The organism is Nonomuraea sp. NPDC001699, from assembly GCF_053596455.1.
The window spans coordinates 436,715-455,285 of sequence record NZ_JBSFGF010000005.1; the positions used below are offsets into that span (position 1 = coordinate 436,715).

Consider the following 18,571-nt stretch of genomic DNA (forward strand, 5'->3'; position numbering starts at 1 on the left):
ACCTTGTCACTGGCGTCAACGATTACCCTCGTCGCCCGCCCATCGACCGGAACGGACGACCACACCCATGAGCACGTCCCGCACCACCCTGCTCGACCTGGACCAGAGCTTCTTCGACGCCCTGGTGGCCAACGACCACGACCGCCTGAACGACCTGCTGACGGACGACTTCGTCCTGGTGGGGGTCGAGGACGGGGCGGTCGCCGGGAAGGGCGTCCTGCTCGATCTGGTGGCTTCTGGAAGCCTTCGGTTCCCGAAGATTGATTCGTTCCCGGACGAGGCGATCGTGCGGGTCATCGGGCAGGTGGGGATCGTCGTGGGGCGTACTGGGATGAACTTCACGAACCCCGATGGCAGCACGTTCAGCGCCGGGAGCCGGTACACGCACGTGTACGCGTCCGGGGGCGACGGGAGCTGGCGGCTCGTCTCGGCACAGGGCACCGCCGTCAAGCCGTGAACAGGGCCTGCCGAACGGTCAGCTGTTCGGCTTGTGCCATTCTGCGGTGACCTTGAGGTGCGCCTCGCCCGTCGACTCGGCGACGACCACGCCGGCCTTGGCGGTGAGCTTCATCCCGAACTCCACCGCGATCACGTCCGGCGGCTCCGGGCATGATCGCATGCGGCGCAGGACGTCGGTGGCGAAGGCCTGGACGCGCTGGAGCCCCGCGCCCAGCGTCTCGGGCATGCGTTCGACGGCCGCGCGCGCCCGTCCGGCGGGGAGCGGCTCGTCGCCGGGCCGCTCGTCGACCTCCACGAGCACGGTGCCGCCGTCGTCGAGGGGAACCTCAAGGAAGTAGCGCACGGTGGGCCTCCTGTCCTGGGACAAGAGCAAGCATGCTGGACGGGTCCGCCCGGCGGTGGCTCTTTCGCCGCGGCGGTGCTACCGGCGGCCTGTGGAGGGGCTCTCCGGCGGAAAGTTATCCACAGGATGGGGACGGTTGTCCACAGCAGTGGAGAAGTCTGAAATCATTGACATGATGTACAGAGCGTTTTACATTCCCTTCTTGTGATGTCGTACGAGGAAAAGGGTGCCTGGGTCTATCTCGTGGCGACGGTGGGCACCTACGTGGCCTACGTCATCGTCATCCTGGGCCGGGCCGGCGGCGGTCCGCTCAGCGCCGTCCCCTACGTCGCGCCGATGGTGTGGGCGATCGGCATAAGCATCGGCCTGTCGATCGCGGGCCGTATCGTGGTCGAGATCGTGAAGCCCAGCGAGAGTCACCAGAGCGACGTGCGAGACAGGGAAATCAACCGTTCCGCCCAACATGTCGGGGGCGTTGTCCTAGGGGTCTCCATGATGGTCCCCCTTGGTCTGACCATGGCGGAAGCCGACCACTTCTGGATCGCCAACGCCATCTACGCGGCACTCGTCCTGTCCGCCCTGGTAGCCACCCCGCTGAGGCTCATCGCCTATCGGAGGGGCCTGTAGGGATGGGCAAGCCGACCAAGGTCACCAATTCCATCAGGACTCTGCGGTTCACGCACGGCGAGATGACACAGGCCGAACTGGCCCAGCGGATCGGCGTCACGCGGCAGACCGTCATCGCCATCGAGCAGGGCCGCTATTCACCCTCTCTTGAGGTGGCCTTTCAGATCGCCAGGGTGTTCCGGGTGCCTCTGGACGACGTCTTCCAGTATCCGGACCCCGAAGGCTAGTTATCCACAGGCGCGTCGGTTTTCCACAGGCTGTCGAGAGCAGCGGCGACGGCCGCGATGGAGTCGTGCGCGGAGCGGATGCGGGCGGTCTGGGCCTCGTCCGTCCAGCCGAGTCGCAGGCCCTCCTCGGCCAGCGCGTCGAACGCCGTGAACGCGGCCAGCTTCTGGCGCAGCACCTTCGACCAGGCGTCGTCCTCGATCCGGTAGAAGACGTTGCGCTCCCCCGGTCTGCGGAGCTTGTGGACGAGCCGGATCGACGTCAGGAGCTGCATGGTCGTCGTCAGCGACGCGCGGCTCGCGCCGATGGCGTCGGCGATGTCGGACGCGGCCTGCGCGGGCGGGTCGCAGACCATGAGCCAGCCCAGGACGCGGCCGGTGATCGGAGCCAGACCCCACTCCTCGGAGACGAAGTCCGCCACCCGCTCGACCCAGTCGAGCACCTGCTCCCGGCCGGGGCCGTCCGGCGCCTCCATGTAAGACCTCCCCTTGCGTCGCGATCCCAGCCGACATCACTCTTCGCGAGCTGTCAAATACCGGGAGTGGCGACGGCAGGCTGCTCATGCTGAATCCGTGATCGCTGTCATGCTGCTGCTCCCCCTGGTCCTGCCCGAGCCGACCTCAGTCGTCCGGGCGCGGGGTGAGGGCCTGGATCACGGTGAAGCACCACTACGGGCTGACCGTCACCCACCGGGAGAAGCGGGCCCTCATCCGCATGCTGCGCACCTGCTTCAGCGCCCTGCCATCCTCCTGAGCTGCTGCTCCCTGGCTCCGGCGTCGCCCGGCCGGTCGCGTTCGGCCAGCAGGGCGGCCACCCGTTCGCGGGCCTCGGCAGGGTAGTGGCCGTCGTACTTGAACTTGGCGCGCACCTCCACCACCGCCAGGCGCAGCCCGCGCAGACCGGGCAACTGCCGGTGGTACGGGCCCTCGCCGGCCGCCACGACGCCGTGGGCGCCGTCGGGCTGGAAGTGGGCGAGCTGGCGGCGCAGGATCTCCGCCTTGGCCTCGGGGTCGTCCACCGTCTCGGCCCGGCAGGTGAGCTGGACGGAGGCGTAATAGCTGGTGGGCACGCCGGTCTCGGGGTCGCCCTTCCGCCAGCCGCCGGGGATGTAGGCGTAGTCGTCGTGCACGCTCAGCAGGACCAGCGGATCGCGCTCGATCGCCGCCCACACGGGGTTGGGCCTGGCCAGGTGGAGCAGCACCTCCGTGCCGCCGTCGAAGAGGAAGTGGGTGGGGACGACCACGGGCGGGCCGCCGTCGTGGCCGTTGGCGGCGAGCTGGCCGAAGTCGCGGGTGGCCAGCCAGGCCCGCCACTCGTCGTCGTCGCGTGCCGCGTCCCAAGGATGGATGAGCACGTGAAAACCCTCCCGTCGAGGTTTGTATTAGTACATAATGTTTTTTGTGTCAGGAACATACACGATCGTTGGGGGGACGGCCAGCGAGATCGCGGCGGGCGTCGAGGCCGCCGTGTCCGCCGGGCTGCTCCTCCCCGGTACGCACCTGCCGCCCGTGCGCGAGGTGGCCGCCATGGCCGGGGTCAGTCCGAACACCGCCGCGGCGGCGTACCGGCTGTTGCGGGAGCGCGGGGTCGTCGAGACCGCGGGCCGGCGCGGAACCCGGGTCAGGCCGCGTCCGGCCACCACGACCCGCGAGGAGATCCGCATCGAGGTGCCGCCGGGCGCGCGCGACCTGTCCCACGGCAATCCGGACCCGGCTCTGCTGCCGCCGCTGCACGACGCGCTCGCCGCCGCGGCCAGGGCGCACGAGCAGCGTCCGGCCATGTACGGCACGGGCGACGACGAGGAGCTCCTCTCGCTGGCCGCCGCCCGCCTGCGTGCCGACGGCGTGCCGGCCGCGCCGCTGGCGATCACCTCGGGCACCCTCGACGCCGTGGAACGCGTCCTGATCGCCCACCTTCGTCCCGGCGATCCGATCGGCGTCGAGGACCCGGGCTGGACGGCCCTGCTCGACCTGGTCGCCGCCCTGGGGCTGCGGCCGGTCCCCATGCGGCTGGACGACGAGGGCCCGCTGCCGGACGAGCTCGACCGGGCGTTGCGGGCGGGCGTACGAGCGGTGGTGATCACGGCCCGCGCCCAGAACCCCACCGGCGCGGCCGTCACCGCGTCGCGGGCCGCGGACCTGCGTGCCCTGCTGGACACCCGGCCCGACGTGGTGCTGATCGAGGACGACCACGGGGCGAGCCTGGTGGACCTCCCCCTCCATCCCCTGGCCGGCGTGACGACCCGCTGGCTGCTCACCCGCTCGACGGCCAAGGCGTTCGGCCCTGACCTGCGGCTGGCGCTGGTCACGGGCGATCCCGTCACGCTCGGCCGGCTGCGCGGACGGCAGCGGCTGGCCGCGGGCTGGGTCAGCCATCTGCTGCAACGCGCGGTCGCCCACCTGTGGCGCGCGCAGGCCGTGGACACCGCGGCCGTCGCCGCCGCCTACGCCGGACGCCGGGACGGCCTGGTCGAGGCGCTGGCCGCGCGTGGCGTACGGGCGCACGGCCGCAGCGGGCTCAACGTCTGGGTCCCGGTCGCCGACGAGACCACCGCGGTCACCCGGCTGCTGGCGCTCGGCTGGGCCGCCGCGCCCGGCGCCCGCAACCGCGTTCGGACGCCGCCCGCGCTGCGCCTGACGGTCTCCACGCTCGGGCCCGACGAACTTCCGCGCCTCGCCGACGACCTGGCCGTCGCCCTCCGTCCGCCCACGACCGGCCGGTACGGCTGACGTCACGGGCCCTGTGGTCAGCGGTGCGGTTCCAGGGACATCGCCGGGGCCGGCTCGGGACACCGCGGGCGGCGTGCCGAATGGGCCAGCACGCCCAGGGCGCCCACGATGAGCACGAGCAGGGCCGCCCTGGTGGCCGCGGGCCAGCCGGCGTCCAGGGAGCCGAAGAACACCGCGCCGGTGATCGTGCCGCCGAGCACGCCGCCGGTCTCCTGGACCGTCCCCAGCACCCCGGCCGCCGCGCCCGCGCGCTCCCGGCGTACGGACGCGAGGACCGAGGAGAGCAGCGGCGACATGAGCAGGCCCATCCCCGCGCCCGCCACCAGCAACGCGCCCGCCACCAGGTACGGCGACTCCCCCGCCTGGTAGAGCAGCCCGAGCCCCAGCAGCAGCGCCAGCGGGCCGACCGGGCGCGGCACCCGGGCCGAGCGCGGCGAGGCCAGGAAGAAGCCGACGTTCAGCGCGGTGCATACCGCCCCGGCGGCCAGGGGACCGAGGCCGAGCCCGTCCTGGAGGTGGAGGGCGAGCACGAACGACAGGCCCGCCGAGGTGCCGAACAGCAGCGCGACCGCCGCCAGCCCGGTCGCGAACCCCTTCTCGCGGAACACCTCCAGGTCCAGCAGCGGCTCCCGGCCGGTCGCCGCCAGCCGCCGCTGCCGCCGGACGAACGCCGCCAGCGTGAGCGCCGCGCCGCCCAGGCACGGCCACGTCCACTGAGGCCAGCCCTCCTCGCGCCCCTGGACCAGCGGCAGCACGACGCCCACCAGCCCCGCCGCGACCAGCGCCGCCCCCGCCAGGTCCAGCCCGGCGCGCGCCCCGGCCCCCGCGACGCCGGGGACCAGCCGCCTGGTCAGCGCCAGCGCCGCCAGCCCGATCGGCACGTTGACCAGGAAGCACGCCCGCCAGCCGAGCCCGAGGGGATCGGCGGCCACCAGCAGCCCGCCGACGACCTGGCCGCTCATCCCGGCCAGACCCACCACCGTGCCGTACCAGCCGAACGCCCTGGCCCGGTCCGCGCCCGGGAACAGCGTCCCGACCAGCGTGAGGACCTGCGGGGCGAGCAGCGCCGCCGCGACGCCCTGCGCCACCCGGGCGAGCACGAGCGCGGCGGTGTCCGGCGCGCCGCCGCAGGCCGCCGAGGCGAGCGTGAACAGGGCCAACCCGGCGGCGAAGAGGCGGCGCGGCCCGTAGAGGTCGCCGAGCCGTCCCGAGACGATCAGGGCCGCCGCGTACGCCAGCCCGTACCCGGCGATCACGAACTGGCTCGCCGCGTCCCCCGCGCGCAGGTCGGCGCGGATCGAGGGCATGGCCACGTTCGCGACGAAGAAGTCGAGCGTGGTCATGAACACCGCGACCAGCAGCACGGGCAGGGCCGCCCAGCGAGGACGGAGGGACATCAGGGACTCCAGGGGAGGGAGGAACCGGGCGGTGGGAGAACACCGGCGGGCGCCGGACGGTTGACCTCACCCTGGAGGCGGGCGCTTATGGTTTCCTGCTGATGAGCTACGGAATCAGCGTCATAATGACGCTCAATGCCGAAATTTCAGGGCCTGGGGGAGTTTGCGGCGGCGATCGCGCCCGTCATCGACGCCGCACACGTCAACGTGCACGCCGCCGCCGGCAGAGCCCTCCTTGACCTGGTCGAACGCTCCGGCCTGACCGCCGGGCTGCTCAACGACCTGCGCTTCGTGCTGCCCCTGCGCCCGGTGACCACGGCCGCGCTCGCCGCCGTCCACCGGTACGGCGACGTGACCGAAGGCGTCGACGTCCACGTGCGCGAAGGGGCGCTCGAACGGGACGCCGACGGGGCGCTGCGGCTGACGGCCCAGGGCCGGGCGTTCGTGGACGGCCTGTACGCCGCGCACGCCGAGGCGGCCGGCCGCGTCTGGGCGGGCCATGACGTGACCGCTCTCGCCGCGTCGGCGGGCGGCGTGCTCGACCGGGCCGTACGCGTGCCGGGCGGCGCCCTGGAGGTGATGGCGCCGCCGTACGAGCCGGACGGCGCCCCCGCCGGGTTGCTGCTGTTCAACCGGCTCGCGGTGCTGCGCTACCACCGGGCGGACGCGCACGCCGAATCCTGGCGCGCGGCCGGGCTGACCGCGGCCGGGATCGTCGCCCTGAGGGACGGACCGCTGCGGGACACGATCGAGGCGGACACGAACCGGCGGGCCGCCGCGCCGTACGAGGCCATGACGGCCGCCGACCGCCAGGCCCTGTACGACGGCCTCCTGGGCCTCGTCTGAGGCTGCCCTCGGTTACAGCGCAGCCAGGAGGCGGCCCACCTGGGTGCGGTCGTTGACGCCCAGTTTCTCGTAGGCCGCCTGGAGATGGTTGGCCGCCGTCCGGGTGGACAGCGTCAGCCGGTCGGCGATCTGCCGGTTCGTCAGCCCGGCCGCCGCCAGCTTGACGATCTCCCGCTGGCGCGGCGTGAGCTCCGGCGTGGCCAGCTCGACCAGCGCGGGCGTCGAGACCCCCGGGCACCGCCTGGCCAGCGCCCACGCCCTGGTCTGCGCCCCCTTGGCCAGCGTGCCCCGGCCGTCCCGGCGGTGGGCCGCCGACTCCTGGGCGAGGGCCTCGGCGGCGTACAGGATCAGGCCGAGCCGCTCGAACTCGGCGGCGACGTCCCGCAGCTCGGCGGGGTCGCCGGCGGCCCGCGCGTGCCGGGCGAACAGCCCGGCCAGCGGTCCGTCCACGCGTTCGGCGAGCGCGGCCAACCGCCGGGCCGCCAGGGCGGGCGCGCCGAGCCGCACCAGGTCGTGCAGCGCGAACATCAGCTGCCCGAACTGCTCGTGCTGCTCGGCCAGCCCGGCGGCCGACAGGCACAGGCTCACCGCCTCGTCCAGGTCGCCCGCCGAGGCCGCCACCCAGACCGCCGCCTGGAGCACCGGCTGCCGGGTGAACGCCCACCGCGAGGCTGACTCCTCGGCCTCGGCCAGCACGGCCCGAGCCGCCGCCGTCTCCCCCAGCAACGCCCGCGCATGAGCCAGCTCGGCCAGGCACCGCCCCCGGTACGGCGTCCGCGCCGGCAGCCGGGCCGCGTCCTCCCTGGCCCAGCGGGCCGCGCCGGCCGCGTCGCCGCGCAGTCTGCCGACCATCGCCCGGTACGCCCCGAACCCCGACACCGCCGGTTCGGCCGCCGCCGGCTCCATGCCCTCCGCGGCCGTCCGCTCGGCCTCGTCCAGCCGGGCGGAGAACACCTGGGCGGCGCAGCGCGCGTCCAGCAGGGTCGGCAGCGCGTGCGGGGCGTCGTCGTCCCAGTCGTCCATGGTCGTGAGCGCCCGCTCGACCACGGCGAGCGCACGTACCGCACGGCCCGAGTAGGCGTCGATCCACGCCTCCAGCCCGGTCGCGTGCGCCGCGCCGCGCACGGTCATCGGCTCGCACGCGCGCGCCCGCGCCAGCGACCCGGCGGCCCCGGTCAGCCGCCCGGCGAAGAAGTCGGCGACGCCCCGGTAGATGTGCGCCTCCTGCCGCCAGGCCGGATCGGTCAGCGCCTCGGCCGCCAGGTCGAGCACCCGGCACGCCTCGGCGTCCGCGCCCGCCCAGGCGAGGTTCATGCCCAGGCTGAAGGCGTGCTGCGCGCGCTCGCCCTCGGTGACGGCGTTCCTGGCCGCCTGCCGCAGCGCCGTCAGAGCGGCGTCCGGGTCGCCCAGCACCATCAGCACCTGGCCGAGCAGCGCGACGGCCGCCACGCCCGCGCCCGCCTCGATCGCGGCCCTGGCCAGCCGGGCCGCCAGCCGTGGGTCACGCCTGGCCCAGGCCAGGTCCGCGGCCGACAACAACATCTCGGGCGCGGCGGCCGACCCGCTGTCCAGCCGCCAGACGGCCGCGCGCAGTTCGTCCTCGCGTCGCCGCAGGCCGCTGGCCTCCAGGGCCTCGGCCAGCGTCCGCAGCCGCCGCCTGGCCCGTAACGTGCCGCAGTCGCCGCGGACCACCTCGCCGTACAGGGGGTGGCCGAGGCGTACCTGCTCGCGCCTGCCGTCGCCGGCGACGGCGACCAGGCCGCGGGCCTCGACCCGCTCGACCGCGCGTGACGAGGTCAGCGTGACCAGCAGCTCGGCGCCCACCGGCTCACCGAACGCCACCAGCTCCAGCACCTCCCGCTCGTCCTGGTCCAGGTGGCCGATGCGGGCGCCGACCAGCTCGCGCAGCCGGGTCGTCATCGACAGCTCGCCCCGCCAGCGCCACTCGCCGCCGCTCTCGGCCAGGCAGCCGGACGTCCGCCCGGCGTGCACGACCTCGCGCAGGTAGAGCACGTTCCCGCCGGTGACGTCCGCCAGACGCCGTACGGTCCCCGCCGCCACCTCGCCGCCGAGCGCGCCCGCCAGCACCTGGCCGACCTCGTCCTGGCCGAGCGGCGGCAGCTCGATCCTGGTCAGCAGCTCGTCCTTCCACAGCGCGACCACCGGCGCGGGCAGCGGGCCGCCCGTCCGCACCGTGACCAGCACCCTGGCCTCCCCACCTGCCGCCAGGTGGTGCACCAGCGCGGCCGAGGCCGCGTCGAGCCGGTGGGCGTCGTCCACGCTCACCAGCAGTTCTCCTTCTCCCCTGCCTCCCCTGCGCAGGTGCCGCGCGGCCCAGCGCAGCAGGTTCTCGCCACCGTGCGGCGGACCCGTCAGTACGTGGGCGAACGCCCCGAACGGGATCATCGACGCGGTCTCCGTGCCCAGCACGCGCACGACCTCGTACCCGTCGAGCCCGGCCAGCGCCTGCGCGGCCAGCCTGCTCTTGCCGACGCCCGCCTCACCGGCGATCATCACGCCGGCTCCCGACCGCAGCGCCTCGCGCACGGTCGCGATCGATCCCCCTCGCCCGACGAACGGCCATCCGCTCCCCAGCTGCTCGCTCATCGTGCCTCCTCTCACCACAGATGGTGGCGAGCCGAGGTTCGCGCGAGGTTCAGGCGGGATCGCGGTTCAGGCCGGCCGCGTTCAGCAGCAGGGTGATCACGGCGTCGGCACCGCTGAACGGCACCGGCTCGCCCCCCACCTCTTCGAGCAGCCCGCGGAGCTGGCCGCCGGATTGCTCGGGCTCGACCAGCCGTACGATGACCGTCCTCATCGGAGCACCATCTCCCCGGACGGTTCAGGTCTGGTTCAGGTGGGGTAGGGCGCGGGCTCGACCTCCAGCTCGCGCATGCGCTCGGCGTACAGGTGGTAGCGCCTGCGGGCGTCGCCGCGCCGTCCCGCCAGGTCGAGCACGCGTACCAGGCCCAGGTGGGCGCGTTCGTCGTAGCCGTCGCGCTCCAGCAGGCGCAGCCAGTGGCGGGCGGCCTCGTCGTAGCGCCGCTCGCGGGTGCGCGCCGCGGCCAGCCTGGCGGCGGCCTGCACGTAGGCCAGCCTCGCCTGTTCGCGCAGGCCCACGGCCCAGTCGGCGTAGGGGTCCTCCTCGCAGAACTCGCCGCCGTACGCGCTCTCGGCCGCCGTCCACAGCTCCAGCGCCTCGGCCGTCCGGCCGGTCTGCTCCAGCCGTACGGCTCCGGCCGCCAGGTCGAGGAAGCGCTCCACGTCGACGTCGGCGTGCGCCAGGTCCAGGCGCAGCGCGCCCTCCTCGGAGACCACCAGGTCGTCGGCGGGCCGCTCGTGGGCCGGGTCGAGCACCGCGCGCAGCGTGGAGACCATGACGTTGAGCCGCCGCAGCCCGACCGTGTCGTCCGCCTGGCCGGGCCAGAGGATCTCCACGAGCCGTTCCCTGCTGATCGCGCCGCCCCGGCGGCTGACCAGGATCTTCAGCAGGTCGCGGGCCTTGCGCGACTGCCAGGCCGTACGCGGGACCGGCACCGCGCCGCGCAGCACCCGGAACGTTCCCATGGTCTCGATCACCACCGTCGCCCCCGGCACGGGCGCCGCGCGGGCGATCAGTCCGTCGATCCGGTCGTCGAGCGCCCGGCAGCCGATCGCGTGCATCCGCTCGCGCACGCGTACGGCCACCTCGCCCCCGCTCACCGGGTCGGCCAGGGCCGCCCGCACCAGCTCGGCCCTGGCCCGCCCGATCGGGTCGCCGAGCGCCGCCCACCTGCGCACCGCCTCGTCGGCCTGCGCCGGATCGCCGTCGAGCCGGGCGCGCAGCTCGCAGATCACGGCCTGGGCCGCGTGGTCCCTGCGCTCCACGGCGACCGGCTCGGTCTCGTCGAGCAGCCGGACGGCCTCCTCACGGCGTCCGGCGGCCACGGCCACGTGCGCCGCCGCCACCCGCGCGGTGACCCCGGCGATGCCACCGGCGTGCACGAGCGCCTGCTCGGCCACCTTGGCGGCCTCCTCGGGTTCGTCCTCGGCGAGCAGCTCGGCCAGCGCGTTGAGCGCATTTGAGCGGGTCTGCACCTCGCCCAGCGGGCCGGTCTCGGCGATCACCCGGCGGTAGACGGCGGCCGCTTGGCCGCGGTCGCCGCGCAGGCCGTGGATCTCGCCCAGCCTGACCAGCCCGACGCTGACCAGCCGGGAACCCATCGCCTCCCACCTGGCCACCGCGTCGGCGGCGTCGATCGCCGACTCCTCCAGCCGGCCGAGCCCGACCAGCGCCTTGGCCCGGTTCGCCACGTTGAGCGCGGCGTACGGCGCGAACGACACCAGGTCGCACAGCCGGCCGGCGGCCTCCGTCTCGGCCAGCGCCTCGGCGTAGGCGCCCTCGTCGAGATGGCGGGAGGCCCGGTTGGCCCGGATCCTGATGAGCTGGACGATGTCGCCGGCGCGTTCGGCGTACTCCAGGGCGCGCAGGTAGTAGGCGTCGTTGGCGCGGCGGTCGCCGTCGAGCGCGGCCAGCATGGCCAGCACCGTGTTGGCCATCGCCAGCGCGCCCGGGTCGCCGAGGCCGCCGGCCTGCTCCAGCGCCTGGTCGGCCAGCTCGGCACAGCCCGCCCGGTCGCCCTTCAGCCACAGCACCGAGGCCATGGAGGCGGCGCACATGGCGGCGTCGGCGGGCGGCGAGCCGTACGCGTGGCCTTTGGCGTACATGGCCATGGCGGCGTCGAGGTCGCCGCGCAGGTGGTCGATGAAGCCGAGCCGCCTGGCCACGAACGCGTCGAAGGCGGGGCTGCCCGCCACCCGGGCCAGCAGGTCGTGGGCGCGGGTCCAGTGGCCGCGGTTCTGCTCGGCGATGCCGGCCAGCCTGAGCATCGGCGGGGAGCTCCTGGCCTGCTCGGGCAGCAGGTCGAGCGCCGCGATCACGTCACCGCGTTCGGCCAGGCGGGGGCCGTGGGAGTTGAGCAACGACGCGGCGAGCTCGGGGTGGGCGGTCGCGACCGCTGCGCGCAGGGCCAGCTCGGGCTGGTCGTGCTCGACGTACCAGCGGGCGGCGACCGCGGCCACGTCGTGGGCCTCGTGCCGGTCGAGCGGGGCGTGCCTGGCCAGGACGTGCCTGCTGGTGGCGGTCAGCCGGTGGCCGTCCTGGTCGGCCTCGATGAACAGGCCGCGGCTGGTCAGGGCCGCGAGCGTGTCGGGCGGTGCGCCGAGCGTGGCGGACAGACCGGCGGTCAGCACCGGCAGGACGGTCGCCGCGCGCAGCAGCTCGCGCATGCCCTGCGGCAGGTCCTTGAACGCGGCGAGCGTCAGGTGTCCGAGCGTGGCCGAGCCGGCGGTCAGGCTCGCCGCGGTGCGCGGCCAGCCCGCCGGCTCCTCGCGGGCCAGCGTGTCGAGGGCGGCCTGGACGGCGGCGGGCCAGCCCGCGCAGGCCTCGTGCACCCTGGCGGCGATGCCCGCGCCCTGCTCGCCCAGCCGCTCGCGGGCCCAGGCGGCGGTCTCGGACGGGGTGAGCGCGAGGTCGGTGGCGTCGAGGTCGAGCACCTCGTGGTCCTGGCGCAGCCGGGCCGTCGGGAACGGCAGCGGCGCCCGCGAGGCGGTGACCAGGTGGAGGTGCCGGGGCGCGGCGCGGACCAGCGTCTCGACGTAACGCACCGAGCCGGGCGCGCCGGTGATCGCGTCGACGCCGTCGAAGACCAGCGCGAGCCCTCTGGTCAGCCGCCGGGCCAGTGCCTCGGCCAGCGCGCCCGCCAGCGCGGCGGCCCTGGACAGCTCGTCGGCGCCGGGCCCGAGCGGCGCGCCGGCCGCGGCCAGCAGCTCTGGGGGCAGCCCCGGGACGGCCTCGGCCAGCGCCGACGCCACCGAGCCCGCCAGCGTCGGCAGGTCGCGGTCGGCGGGCCCGAGCAGGTGCAGCACCGCGCCGACGGCGTGGCTCCAACCGGCGAGCGCGATCGACTTCCCGTAGCCTGTAGAGGCCACGAGCGTGGTGAGCCTGTGCGTAAGCGCCCCGTCGAGCCGCCGGTCGAGGGCGGGACGGGGTTGCACCCACCCGCGTTCCACCCCCGCATGCTACGCCCGGGTTCGCGAAGGACTCCAGAGTTCGCAAAGTGCCACCTCCCGGTAACTGGCCGGTTGGCGCACTATGGTCGTACTTCATTTCCAGGAGGCACCGTGGAACAGGATCTGCCTGGCGGTGTGAGGCTGATCGTGGGGGTGGACGAGTCCCCGGCCTCGCGCTGGGCACTCGCCTGGGCCATCGGCGCGGCCAGGCTGCACCGGATGGCTCTGGTGGCCGTTCACGTCAGTCGCGCGCCCGTCCATCCCTTCCCCGAGGCGCTGCCCGTGCAGCACGCGATCCGTCAGGGCGAGGAGACCCGCTGCGCGGAGGTGATCACGGGCGTGTTCGAGGACGTCGCCGGCGGCATGCCCGACGACCTGCGCGTGGCGACGGTCAGCAAGGTCGGCGACCCCGGCTACCATCTCGTCGACCTGGCCCGCGAGGGCGACCTGCTGGTGCTCGGCCGGGGCAGGCGCAGGCTGCTGAGCCGGATCCTGCTGCCCTCCACCAGCATGTACTGCGCCCGCCACGCCAAGACGACCGTCGTCATCGTGCAGCAGCCGTCGCCGCCGGACGATCCGGAGCTGTCGGGGGAGCGGGCGCGGCGGTTCTGGAGCCGCCGGCACTACTGACGGCGTCCGGCTCTACGGGCCGGTCAGGCTGTCGGTGAGCAGGCGCAGGCCCGGCCCGATGTCGTGCGGGCCGATCGCGCCGTAGCCCAGGACCAGGCCCCGCTGCGCCGGGCTCTCGCCGCAGTACGCGTCGAGCTGCTCGCCGGCCACGTCCGGCGCGGGACGCAGCGACACGCCCGGGGCCAGCCGGGCGCACACGTGCAACCCCGCCGCGGACGGGATCAGCCGCAGCCGATCGTCCCCGGCCAGCGTCCTGGTGACCAGGTCGTGCCGGGCGGCGTACACGCGGGTCGCCTTCCTGATGTGCCTGGCCAGCAGGCCCTCGTCGATGAAGCGGGCCAGCGCGGCCTGCGTGGGCACGTCGCCGTGCCAGTCGGAGAGCTGCCGCGCGGCGCGCAGGGCCGGGCCGAGCGAGGCGGGGGCGACGAGGAAGCCGAGCCTGAGCATGGGGAGCAGGGTCTTGGAGAACGAGCCCACGTAGATGACCCGGCCCGCCCGGTCGAGGCTCTGGAGGGGTTCCAGCGGACGTTCGCCGAAGCGGAACTCGCTGTCGTAGTCGTCCTCGATCACGACGGCGGCGCGGCGTTCCGCCCAGGCGAGCAGGGCGGCGCGGCGGGCCAGCGACATGGGCGTGCCCAGCGGGAACTGGTGCGAGGGCGTGACGTAGACGAGGCTCGCCGAGCGGGGGATGGCCGACACGTCCAGGCCCTCGGCGTCCACGGGCACGCCGACCACGCGGGCACCGAGCGAGCCGAACAGGCGGCGGGCGGGCGGGTAGCCGGGCTCCTCGACGGCGACGGTCGTGCCGGGCTCGATCAGCACGCGTCCGACGAGGTCGAGGGCCTGCTGCGCGCCGTTGGTGATCAGGACGTCGTCGGGCCCCGCATGAACCGACCGACTGATGCCGATATGCCGGGAAATAGCCTCACGTAGAGGCTCATAGCCGGACGGATCGGCGTACGTCGCCAGGCCCACCCGCAGCTCCCCGGCCACCAGCCTGCGCCAGGTCTCCATCGGGAACAGCCGCGCGTCCGGCACGCCGACGCGGAAGTCGTACCGGGCGGGCGGCTCCTGGACGGGCGCGCCGAGCTCCCGCCAGAACGCGCGCGGCCTGACCACCCCCTTGGGCGCGGCCCGCCCGCGCACCGGCTCGGCCGACACGAACGTGCCCGCCCCCGCCCGGCCGATCAGGAAGCCGTCGGCCACCAGCCGGTCGTAGGCCACCCCCACCGTGTTCCTGGAGATCTCCAGCCGGCGGGCCAGCTCCCTGGTCGGCGGCAGCCGCTCGCCCGAGCGCAGCCGCCCGTCGAGGATGGCGTCGAGCAGTTGCCGGTAGACCTGTGCGGCCAGGTCACCGCGCCCTTGGAGGCTGATGTGAACGTCCAATTTGGCCCAATCAACTTGGCGGAAATTGGAGCTTATATCGGGACAAGAGGGCGGCCAAAATGAGCACATGACCGAACGCATGGAACTCGGGAAGTTCGCCGGCGAGGCCTACAAGGCGATGGCCGGCCTGGACAGATTCGTGGCCCAGAGCACCCTCCCCAAGCCCCTCCTCGAACTCGTACGGCTGCGCGCCAGCCAGATCAACGGCTGCGTCTACTGCGTGGACATGCACAGCTCCGACGCCAAGCAGGCGGGGGAGAGCGACGCCAGGCTGCACGCCGTGGCCGTCTGGCGCGAGGCCCCCTTCTTCACCCCTGAGGAACGCGCCGCCCTGGCCTTCACCGAGGCCGCCACCCGCCTGTCCACCGACGACGTCACCGACGAGGTCTGGGCCCAGGCCGCCGCGCACTTCGACGAGCAGCAACTGGCCGCGCTGACCGTGGCCGTCGCCACCATCAACGCCTGGAACCGGATGGGCGTCGCCACCCGTATGACCCCGGAGTCGTACAAGTCATGAGACGCGAGCGCGTCCTCGCCGCCGCGCAGCTCGCCAACTCCATCGGCGACGGTGCCTACCTGGTCACCTCGGCGCTCTACTTCGCCAAGGTCGTGGGCCTGTCGGCCACCGAGATCGGCCTCGGCCTCACCCTGGGCTGGGCGGTCGGCTCGGTGGCGGGGGTGCCCCTCGGGCACCTGGCCGACCGGCGCGGGCCGCGCGGCGTGGCGGTGCTGCTCGCGCTCACCACCGCGGTGGCGGCCGGCTCGTTCGTGTTCGTCCACTCGTTCGTGCTGTTCGTGCTGGTCGCCTGCCTGTACGGGACCGCGCAGACCGGCCTGTCGGCGGCCCGCCAGGCCCTGCTGGCCGGGCTGATCGAGCCGGCTCGCCGCACGGTCGTGCGGGCGGTGCTGCAGTCCACGCTCAACGGCGGCATGGCCGTCGGGGCCGCGCTGGGCGGCGTCGCGCTGACCGTCGGCACCCGTGCCGGATACACCGCGGTGTTCGCGCTGGACGCCCTGAGCTTCCTGGTGGCCGCGCTGGTCCTGCGCGCGCTGCCCGCCGTGCGGCCCGCGCCAGCCGCGCCGGGGCCGCGGCTGGCCGTGCTCAGGGACCGGCCGTACGCGCTGGTCACGCTGATCAACGCGGTCATGCTGTTCTACATGCCGCTGCTCAGCCTCGTGGTGCCGCTGTGGATCGCGCAGCGCACGTCCGCGCCCACGTGGATGGTCTCGGTGCTGCTCGTGCTCAACACCGGCAGCGTGCTGCTCTTCCAGGTACGCGTGGCCCGCCGGGTGCGCGATTTGCGGGACGCCTCCTCGGCCGTCCGCAGGGCCGGGTTCGTGATGTTCGCCGCGTGCGCGGTGTTCGCCCTCAGCCCGTACGGCTGGATCTTCCTGATCGCGGCGGCCGGCCTGCAGGTGGCCGGGGAGATGCTCCTGGCCGCGGGGGCCTGGGAGATCGGGTTCGGATTGGCCCCCGACGACCGGCAGGGCCATTACCAGGGCTTCTTCGGCACCGGCACGGCCGTGGCGAGGATGCTCGGCCCGGTCGTGCTCACCGCGCTCGTGCTCGACGGGGGAACCGTGGGCTGGCTGCTGCTGGGCCTGGCGTTCATGACGGCCGGCGCCACGATGGCACCGGCCGTCAGATGGGCCCAGCGATCACTTGAACCGGCGTAGCCGCAGGCTGTTGCTCACCACGAAGACGCTGGAGAAGGCCATCGCGGCCCCCGCGATCATCGGGTTGAGCAGGCCGAGAGCGGCCAGCGGCAGGGCGGCCACGTTGTAGGCGAAGGCCCAGAACAGGTTGCCCTTGATCGTGCCGAGCGTCCGGCGGGAGAGCCTGATCGCGTCGGCGGCCACCAGCAGGTCGCCCCTGACCAGGGTCAGGTCGGAGGCCTCGATCGCGGCGTCCGTGCCGGTGCCCATGGCCAGGCCCAGGTCGGCCTGGGCGAGCGCGGCCGCGTCGTTGACGCCGTCGCCGACCATCGCCACGACCTTGCCCTCGCCCTGCAGCCGCTTGACCACGTCGACCTTGTCGGCGGGCAGCACCTCGGCGATCACCTCGTCGATGCCGACCTCGTCCGCGACCTGCCGGGCGACGGCCTCGTTGTCACCGGTCAGCAGGACCGGGGTGAGGCCCAGAGTCCGCAGCCTGGCGATGGCCTCCGCGCTCGTCTCCTTGACCACGTCGGACACCACCAGCAGCGCCCTGGCCTTGCCGTCCCAGCCGGCGGCGACCACCGTGCGGCCCTTGGCCTGCTCCTCCTCCAGGGTGGCGGCCAGGTCGGCGGGCAGGTGCTGCGACCATTCGGCCAGCAGCCTCGGGCGGCCGACCAGGACCGCGTGGCCGTCCACGATGCCCTGCACGCCGAGGCCCTCGACGTTCGCGAAGTCCTCCACGGTCGCGTCGGACTTCGCCTCCCTGGCGATGGCCTGGGCGATCGGGTGCTCGGAGGCGTGCTCGATGGCGCCGGCCAGCCGCAGCACCTCCTCGCGGCTCTCGCCCTCGGCCAGGTGCACGTCGACCAGCGTCATCTTGCCCTCGGTGACCGTGCCGGTCTTGTCCAGGACGATGGTGTCGATGCGGCGGGTGGACTCCAGCACCTCGGGGCCCTTGATCAGGATGCCGAGCTGGGCGCCCCTGCCGGTGCCGACCAGCAGCGCCGTCGGGGTGGCCAGACCGAGCGCGCACGGGCAGGCGATGATCAGCACGGCCACCGCCGCGGTGAACGCGGCCCCCGCGCCGTTGCCGGTGCCGAGCCAGAAGCCCAGCGTGCCGAGGGCCAGCGCGATCACGATCGGGACGAAGATGCCCGAGACGCGGTCGGCCAGCCGCTGCACGTCGGCCTTGCCCGTCTGGGCCTCCTCCACCAGCTTGGCCATCTGGGCGAGCTGCGTGTCCGCGCCGACCCGGGTGGCCCGCACGACCAGCCGGCCGCCCGCGTTGACCGTCGCGCCGGTGACCGCGTCGCCGGGCCGCACCTCGACGGGCACGGACTCGCCGGTCAGCATCGAGGCGTCCACCGCGGAGGTGCCCTCCTCGATCACGCCGTCGGTGGCGACCTTCTCACCCGGCCGCACGATGAAGGTGTCGCCCGACTTGAGCTGCTCGACCGGCACCCGCCGCCCGTCGGCCAGCTCGACGTCCTTGGCGCCCAGCTCCATCAGGGCCCGCAGCGCGGCCCCCGCCCGCCGCTTGGAACGCGACTCGAAGTAGCGCCCGGCCAGGATGAACGCCGTGACCCCCGCCGCGGCCTCCAGGTAGATGTTGCCCGAGCCGTCGGTGCGCTCGATGGTCAGCTCGAACGGGTGCGTCATGCCCGGCGTGCCCGCCGTGCCGAAGAACAGCGCCCACAACGACCAGCCGAGCGCGGCCAGCGTGCCGATGGAGATCAGCGTGTCCATCGTCGCGGCGCCGTGGCGCAGGTTCGTCCAGGCGGCCTTGTGGAAGGGCCAGCCGGCGTAGACTACGACCGGCGCGGCCAGCACCAGCGACAACCACTGCCAATTCGTGAACTGCAACGCCGGGACCATCGCCATCGCGATCACCGGCACGCTCAGCGTGACGGCGGCGATCAGCCGGTCGCGCAGCGGCCGCAGCTCGTCGGCGGGCTCGGCCTGCTCCTCCTGCCCCTTCCGCTCCTTGGCGACCGGGAGCGCGGCGGTGTACCCGGCCTTCTCGACCTCGCTGATCAGCGACTGGGGGTCGAGCCCGTCGGGAAAGGTGACCTTCGCCTTCTCCGTCGCGTAGTTGACCGTCGCGGTCACGCCGTCGAGCTTGTTCAGCTTGCGCTCGATGCGGTTGGCGCAGGACGCGCACGTCATTCCGCCGATCGTGAGCTCGACGGCCTTTTCCTCGGTGAGGGAAGACATCATCT

17 protein-coding genes are annotated in these 18,571 nt (G+C 73.9%); 8 read left to right on the forward strand and 9 right to left on the reverse strand.

What is annotated here, in order from left to right:
• The first annotated feature begins 67 nt into the window (after positions 1–67).
• On the forward strand, positions 68–457 hold the full coding sequence (locus ACWCSU_RS18645; RefSeq protein WP_449936242.1) for a YybH family protein: 390 nt from the start codon (positions 68–70) through the stop codon (positions 455–457).
• Between the two features lie 18 nt (positions 458–475).
• Here ACWCSU_RS18645 and ACWCSU_RS18650 read toward each other — a convergent pair whose 3' ends face one another.
• Positions 476–802, reverse strand: a complete 327-nt coding sequence (locus ACWCSU_RS18650) for a CU044_2847 family protein (RefSeq protein WP_449936244.1) — start codon at positions 800–802, stop codon at positions 476–478.
• A 207-nt stretch (positions 803–1,009) separates the two neighbouring features.
• Between ACWCSU_RS18650 and ACWCSU_RS18655 the strand changes: the two genes are divergently transcribed.
• Both ACWCSU_RS18655 and ACWCSU_RS18660 read left to right on the forward strand, forming a co-directional pair.
• A complete protein-coding gene (locus ACWCSU_RS18655) occupies positions 1,010–1,429 on the forward strand; it encodes a hypothetical protein (protein WP_364083524.1) in 420 nt (139 codons plus the stop codon).
• Positions 1,430–1,431: 2 nt separating this feature from the next.
• Positions 1,432–1,656 carry a helix-turn-helix transcriptional regulator gene (locus tag ACWCSU_RS18660; protein WP_357693278.1) on the forward strand — a complete coding sequence of 75 codons (225 nt, stop codon included), beginning with the start codon at positions 1,432–1,434 and terminating at the stop codon, positions 1,654–1,656.
• Here ACWCSU_RS18660 and ACWCSU_RS18665 read toward each other — a convergent pair.
• Both ACWCSU_RS18665 and ACWCSU_RS18670 read right to left on the reverse strand, forming a co-directional pair.
• Positions 1,653–2,129, reverse strand: coding sequence for a GbsR/MarR family transcriptional regulator (locus tag ACWCSU_RS18665; RefSeq protein WP_364083521.1), 477 nt, complete (start codon positions 2,127–2,129; stop codon positions 1,653–1,655). The genes ACWCSU_RS18660 and ACWCSU_RS18665 overlap by 4 nt on opposite strands.
• Before the next feature lie 255 nt (positions 2,130–2,384).
• On the reverse strand, positions 2,385–3,008 hold the full coding sequence (locus ACWCSU_RS18670) for an FMN-binding negative transcriptional regulator (protein ID WP_449936247.1): 624 nt from the start codon (positions 3,006–3,008) through the stop codon (positions 2,385–2,387).
• A gap of 46 nt (positions 3,009–3,054) precedes the next feature.
• Here ACWCSU_RS18670 and ACWCSU_RS18675 point away from each other — a divergent pair, with 46 nt between their 5' ends.
• On the forward strand, positions 3,055–4,383 hold the full coding sequence (locus tag ACWCSU_RS18675) for an aminotransferase class I/II-fold pyridoxal phosphate-dependent enzyme (protein WP_449936248.1): 1,329 nt from the start codon (positions 3,055–3,057) through the stop codon (positions 4,381–4,383).
• 17 nt (positions 4,384–4,400) lie between these two features.
• Here ACWCSU_RS18675 and ACWCSU_RS18680 read toward each other — a convergent pair whose 3' ends face one another.
• Positions 4,401–5,780, reverse strand: coding sequence for an MFS transporter (locus ACWCSU_RS18680; protein WP_449936251.1), 1,380 nt, complete (start codon positions 5,778–5,780; stop codon positions 4,401–4,403).
• 135 nt (positions 5,781–5,915) lie between these two features.
• Between ACWCSU_RS18680 and ACWCSU_RS18685 the strand changes: the two genes are divergently transcribed.
• Positions 5,916–6,626 carry a hypothetical protein gene (locus tag ACWCSU_RS18685; protein ID WP_357693267.1) on the forward strand — a complete coding sequence of 237 codons (711 nt, stop codon included), beginning with the start codon at positions 5,916–5,918 and terminating at the stop codon, positions 6,624–6,626.
• A 12-nt stretch (positions 6,627–6,638) separates the two neighbouring features.
• On the opposite strand, the gene ACWCSU_RS18690 is transcribed toward ACWCSU_RS18685, so the two are convergent.
• The 3 genes from ACWCSU_RS18690 to ACWCSU_RS18700 are packed head-to-tail and all read right to left on the reverse strand — an operon-like array spanning position 6,639 to position 12,677.
• Complete coding sequence (locus ACWCSU_RS18690) at positions 6,639–9,233, reverse strand: LuxR C-terminal-related transcriptional regulator (protein WP_449936253.1); 2,595 nt, start codon at positions 9,231–9,233, stop codon at positions 6,639–6,641.
• A gap of 49 nt (positions 9,234–9,282) precedes the next feature.
• Positions 9,283–9,444 carry a hypothetical protein gene (locus tag ACWCSU_RS18695; RefSeq protein ID WP_185844989.1) on the reverse strand — a complete coding sequence of 54 codons (162 nt, stop codon included), beginning with the start codon at positions 9,442–9,444 and terminating at the stop codon, positions 9,283–9,285.
• Positions 9,445–9,479: 35 nt separating this feature from the next.
• Positions 9,480–12,677 (reverse strand): BTAD domain-containing putative transcriptional regulator, encoded by a 3,198-nt coding sequence (locus tag ACWCSU_RS18700; RefSeq protein ID WP_449936255.1) that lies wholly within the window; start codon positions 12,675–12,677, stop codon positions 9,480–9,482.
• A gap of 111 nt (positions 12,678–12,788) precedes the next feature.
• Here ACWCSU_RS18700 and ACWCSU_RS18705 point away from each other — a divergent pair, with 111 nt between their 5' ends.
• Positions 12,789–13,307: a universal stress protein gene (locus tag ACWCSU_RS18705; protein WP_357693261.1), complete on the forward strand. Its 519-nt coding sequence runs from the start codon at positions 12,789–12,791 to the stop codon at positions 13,305–13,307.
• A gap of 12 nt (positions 13,308–13,319) precedes the next feature.
• Here ACWCSU_RS18705 and pdxR read toward each other — a convergent pair whose 3' ends face one another.
• Positions 13,320–14,693, reverse strand: coding sequence for a MocR-like pyridoxine biosynthesis transcription factor PdxR (gene pdxR, locus ACWCSU_RS18710; protein WP_449936256.1), 1,374 nt, complete (start codon positions 14,691–14,693; stop codon positions 13,320–13,322).
• 67 nt (positions 14,694–14,760) lie between these two features.
• Between pdxR and ACWCSU_RS18715 the strand changes: the two genes are divergently transcribed.
• Entirely contained in the window at positions 14,761–15,210 is a 450-nt protein-coding gene (locus tag ACWCSU_RS18715; protein WP_357693257.1) for a carboxymuconolactone decarboxylase family protein, read from the forward strand.
• The gene (locus tag ACWCSU_RS18720; protein ID WP_449936258.1) at positions 15,207–16,370 is read left to right on the forward strand and encodes an MFS transporter; all 1,164 of its coding nucleotides are present in this window, start codon (positions 15,207–15,209) and stop codon (positions 16,368–16,370) included. The genes ACWCSU_RS18715 and ACWCSU_RS18720 overlap by 4 nt, the downstream gene beginning before the upstream one ends.
• Here ACWCSU_RS18720 and ACWCSU_RS18725 read toward each other — a convergent pair.
• Positions 16,353–18,566 carry a heavy metal translocating P-type ATPase gene (locus ACWCSU_RS18725; RefSeq protein ID WP_449936415.1) on the reverse strand — a complete coding sequence of 738 codons (2,214 nt, stop codon included), beginning with the start codon at positions 18,564–18,566 and terminating at the stop codon, positions 16,353–16,355. The two genes, ACWCSU_RS18720 and ACWCSU_RS18725, sit on opposite strands and share 18 nt — an antisense overlap.
• Between the last annotated feature and the right edge of the window lie 5 nt (positions 18,567–18,571).

Coding starts and splice junctions, on each gene's coding strand:
- ACWCSU_RS18645 (WP_449936242.1), top strand. CDS start 68: ATGAGCACGTCCCGCACCACCCTGCTCGACCTGGACCAGAGCTTCTTC.
- ACWCSU_RS18655 (WP_364083524.1), top strand. CDS start 1,010: ATGTCGTACGAGGAAAAGGGTGCCTGGGTCTATCTCGTGGCGACGGTG.
- ACWCSU_RS18660 (WP_357693278.1), top strand. CDS start 1,432: ATGGGCAAGCCGACCAAGGTCACCAATTCCATCAGGACTCTGCGGTTC.
- ACWCSU_RS18665 (WP_364083521.1), bottom strand. CDS start 2,129: ATGGAGGCGCCGGACGGCCCCGGCCGGGAGCAGGTGCTCGACTGGGTC.
- ACWCSU_RS18680 (WP_449936251.1), bottom strand. CDS start 5,780: ATGTCCCTCCGTCCTCGCTGGGCGGCCCTGCCCGTGCTGCTGGTCGCG.
- ACWCSU_RS18685 (WP_357693267.1), top strand. CDS start 5,916: ATGCCGAAATTTCAGGGCCTGGGGGAGTTTGCGGCGGCGATCGCGCCC.
- ACWCSU_RS18690 (WP_449936253.1), bottom strand. CDS start 9,233: ATGAGCGAGCAGCTGGGGAGCGGATGGCCGTTCGTCGGGCGAGGGGGA.
- ACWCSU_RS18695 (WP_185844989.1), bottom strand. CDS start 9,444: ATGAGGACGGTCATCGTACGGCTGGTCGAGCCCGAGCAATCCGGCGGC.
- ACWCSU_RS18715 (WP_357693257.1), top strand. CDS start 14,761: ATGACCGAACGCATGGAACTCGGGAAGTTCGCCGGCGAGGCCTACAAG.
- ACWCSU_RS18720 (WP_449936258.1), top strand. CDS start 15,207: ATGAGACGCGAGCGCGTCCTCGCCGCCGCGCAGCTCGCCAACTCCATC.
- ACWCSU_RS18725 (WP_449936415.1), bottom strand. CDS start 18,566: ATGTCTTCCCTCACCGAGGAAAAGGCCGTCGAGCTCACGATCGGCGGA.